The sequence below is a fragment of the Mesorhizobium sp. M2C.T.Ca.TU.002.02.1.1 genome (genome assembly GCF_003997225.1).
Genome location: NZ_RZTO01000604.1, coordinates 1 through 3,877, shown reverse-complemented (window position 1 = coordinate 3,877; position 3,877 = coordinate 1). Strand labels below are relative to the sequence as shown.

Here is a 3,877-nt window from a genome sequence, read left to right as displayed (position 1 = left end):
AGGGAAATGGCGACGACGGCCATGCCCTGATCGGCAAGGTCGCTGATGAGCTGGTGGATTTCGACGATGGCGCCGACGTCGACGCCGCGCGTCGGCTCGTCGAAGATCACCAGCTTGGGCTGCTGGATCAGCGATTTGGCGATCACGACCTTTTGCTGGTTCCCGCCGGAAAGCTCGATCATCCTGGCGCGGTCGCTGATCTGCTTCAGCCTGAGCCGCTCGCCCCATTGCTTGGCGAGCTCCCTGGCGCGCGCCAGGGACACTATCGACACCGGGTTGGATTTATCGGTCAGCTCACCGATCTGCAGGTTCTCGCCCGCCGTCATCGTCTCGAAGAACCCGTCGAACTTGCGGTCCTCCGTCACATAGACGATCCCGTCGCGCACCGCCGGCCGGGGCACGCGATAGCGCACCGACTTGCCGAGCAGGCGGATCTCGCCGCCATGGAAGAGGTTGCGCTTCAACAGCCCGGCCACGACCTTGGCCATCTCAGTGCGGCCGGCGCCGACCAGGCCGAACATGCCGGTGACCTGGCCCGAAAACACGGAGAAGGATGAGTTGCGCACCAGACCGGCGCAGGACAGGTTCTCGACTGAAAGCACCTTGTCGCCATAGGGGCGCGCCATGCGTTTGACCTCGCCATGCAGTGTTTCGGTGAGCGTGCGCCCGACCATGGCCTGCACGATGGAGGCGCGGGTGAAACCCTTGGCCTCCCCTGAAGCCACGATCTCGCCGTCGCGCATGACGGTGATGCGGTCGGCGACGGCGAGCGCCTCCTCGAGTGCATGGGTGATGAAGATGATGGCGATGCCTTCTTTCACCAGCCGCTGCAGCAGATTGAAGAAATGGCGTTTCTCTTCCGGCGTCAGCGTCGCGGTCGGCTCGTCGAAGATGATGACGCGGGCCTTGTGGTGGACGGCGCGCGCGATCTCCACCATCTGCTTGTGAGCGGCGCCGAGCGTGCTCACCTGCGCGGTCGGATCGACCTGGAAACCCATGCCGGCGAGAAACTGACGCGCCTGGATGTAGAGGCCGCGCAGCCGGTTGAACATCTTCTCTTCGCCGAGATAGAGGTTCTGCGCCACGGTCATGGCCGGCACGAGATTGGTTTCCTGGAACACCATGGCGATGCCGGCGCGCAGCGCTTCGGCGGGCGTTGCGAAAGACACCTCCTTGCCGTCGAAGAACAGCTTGCCCTCGGTCAGCTTGAACACGCCGGCCATGACCTTGGTCAGCGTCGATTTGCCGGCGCCGTTTTCGCCCAGAAGCGCGTGGATCTCGCCCTTGCGCAGGTCGAAATTGACGTTCTTGAAGGCCGGGATGCGCGAGAACGCCTTGGTCGCGTCCTTGAGTTCGATGATGTTGGCGTCCGCCATCGTTTAACCCCGCTTGCCGCTGGCGGCCTTGGCCAGGCGCACGATCCTCGATCCGCCGCGCGAGGCGACGAGCAGGTCGTCGCCTGCCTCGCAGGCGCTGATCGTGCCGTGCACCGTGCCGTCGGCGCGCGAATGGAAGCTCGACAGCGGCTTCATGTTCTGGTCGCAATGGACCACCAGCCCGTAGGATCTGGTGACCGCGTAAGGCTTCAGCACGTTCATCTGTTTGAGCTGGCTGCCCTGCATCGGCTCGCGGTAGTCGCGCCATGAGCCGAGCGATGGCGCCATCCAGTAGGCTTCGGGAATCTCGGCCAGCATGCGCTTGCGGTAGGTCTCCTCGCGCAGGATGAACTCCACCAGCTGGTTGCGCACCGAATAAAAGGTCAGCCAGTAGCCGGCGTTGAAGGCGGGCGCGATGCGGGCCGGATAGGCCGGCAGATGCTCCAGGACCGGCACTGTCGCCTTGCTGGCGAGATCGATCGCCAGCACGCGATGGCGCCAGGCTTCAGTGACGTAGACGCGGTTGGAACCGGTGGTGGCGATGCCGGCCGGCCAGGCGAGACCATCGCGGATCAGCTCCAGCCGACCGCTTTTCAGGTCGAGGCGCCAGACCGAGCCGGAAGCGTTCTTCTGCATCAGGTCGCGCCGCCAGGCACTTGCCGGCAGCGAGGCCGAACCGTTGGCCACCAGCAGGGTGTTGCTGTCGAGGAAAGTAAGCGCGGTGACGCAGCAGAGCCTGCGGGCCTCGTCGCCCGTCGCCTCGCGCCCGTCATGCTGGCCGCCGCGGATAACGACGCCCTTGCCGTCGATGGCCAGGGCGGTCATGCCGCGGGCATGGGCGAGCGCGGTGATCTCGCCGGAAAACTCCTGCGGGACCTCGGCCTTGCCGTCGGCATCGAACCGTATCAGCCGGTTCGCGCTGCTCGCCAGCATGCCCTTTTCGGTCCGCACCAGATTGTCGGCCTCGGCGAGGTCGGCGAAGGGTTCCGCCTCCTCAAGGTCCTGGTTGGGCAACAGGGGCCCGTCGAGCGTGGGCACGGTCACCGCCCAGTCGCCCCGGCCGAGAAAGCGGTCGAAAAGCCGGCTCACGGCGCTCATGGCTTTTTACCCCAGTAGGAGTCCGAGCTGAACCAGTTGGGATCGACACCCTTCAGCGGCAGGGTCCCCATGCGGTTGTTGAAGATGCCGCAGAGATAAAGGATGCCCTTGTGCTCGCGCATCGAGGTGATCATCGGATGCTTCTCCCCGGCCTGGTCCCACAGGCTTTCGAGAATCCGGCCCTTTTCGTCGAAGCGCAGCACGCAGCCGGTGTTGAGGTTGGGCATCAGCCAGGCGTCTTCCGACACGCGCCGCGCCATGCGGCGGCGGAAGCCCGGCATTTCCAGCGATAGATCCAGCGCCGGCGTGCGCATGCCCATCAGCGCCAGCCAGTAGGTTCCGTCGGAGGCGCGGTTGATATTGTCGGGATAGCCGGGCAGCCCCTCGATGACCCGCTCGATCTTGCCCTTCTTCGGCCCGTCGAAATAGTAGCGGCTGATGCGGCAGGCCCAGCTTTCCGCGAACAGCACCGACTGGCCGTCGAAGGCCGTGCAGATGCCATTGGGGAAGACCAGGTTCGACAGCAGCGTGCGGGTCGAACCGGACTTGGGATCGTGGACGATGATGCGCCCATTGCCACGGCTCTCCAGCGCGTCCGCGTACCAGTCGTGCATCTCGAAACGCACCGTGGCTTCGGAAAAGACGATGCGGCCGTCTGGGAGGATGTCGCAGTCGTCGGCGAGCTTCATGGTCGAGTCATCGACGACCGATGTCAGCGAACGGTTGGTCTCGGCGGTGAGCAGCTTCACCTCGCCCGCCGGCGAAACCTGGTAGAGGCCCATGCCGGCGACGCAGATGACCAGATTGTCGTCGCGGTCGAAGGCCATGCCGAGCGGCGAGCCGCCGATATGGGCGAACACTTCGCTCTCTGTGTAATTCGGCGGCTGGAAGCGCAATATGTCGCCTTGCCGGCTGCCGGTATAGAGCCGGTCCTGCCGGTCGAAGATCACGTCCTCGGCCCCGTCGAGGAAGCCGAGGCCAATGACGCCGACATCCTTCAGCCGGTCGTTCACCGCCATCGGCGCGCCGGCCGCCGTGGAGATCGCCTGCGGCATCTTGGCGAAGGTCGGCGAGATATAGACGCTGCGCAGGATCTTGTGGCGGTTCTTCACCCAGCGCACGTCGAGAAGCACCGACAACAAAAGCACGAGGCCGAGGATCAGATAGTTGACCGGGCCAGGTACGGCGAGCGCGAGCAGGCTGTTCGACAGGACGAGCACGAAGAGCGTGCCCATCAACGCCTTGGCGACCGAGCCGCGGCCGCCGCCGAGCGAGATGCCGCCGAGCACGGTCGCGGTCAGCACCTGCAGTTCGAGCCCCGTGCCGATATCGGAAGCGGCGCTGCCGATGCGCGCCGAGAAGAAGAACCCGGAGAGCGCGACCAGCACCGAACAGAGCACATA

Annotated in this window: 3 protein-coding genes; all 3 read right to left on the bottom strand. The window is 65.2% G+C overall.

All coding sequences use genetic code 11. The features are described from left to right. Positions 1 to 1,376, bottom strand: a 1,376-nt coding sequence (locus tag EOD07_RS25895; protein ID WP_164772520.1) for a sugar ABC transporter ATP-binding protein, incomplete at its 3' end; no start/stop codon positions are given. Between the two features lie 3 nt (positions 1,377 to 1,379). Then, positions 1,380 to 2,474 (bottom strand): strictosidine synthase, encoded by a 1,095-nt coding sequence (locus EOD07_RS25890; RefSeq protein ID WP_127237436.1) that lies wholly within the window; start codon positions 2,472 to 2,474, stop codon positions 1,380 to 1,382. Further along, a partial coding sequence (locus EOD07_RS25885; protein WP_127237435.1) for an SMP-30/gluconolactonase/LRE family protein occupies positions 2,471 to 3,877 on the bottom strand: 1,407 nt, incomplete at its 5' end. The genes EOD07_RS25890 and EOD07_RS25885, both read right to left, overlap by 4 nt.

Coding starts and splice junctions, on each gene's coding strand:
- EOD07_RS25890 (WP_127237436.1), bottom strand. CDS start 2,474: ATGAGCGCCGTGAGCCGGCTTTTCGACCGCTTTCTCGGCCGGGGCGAC.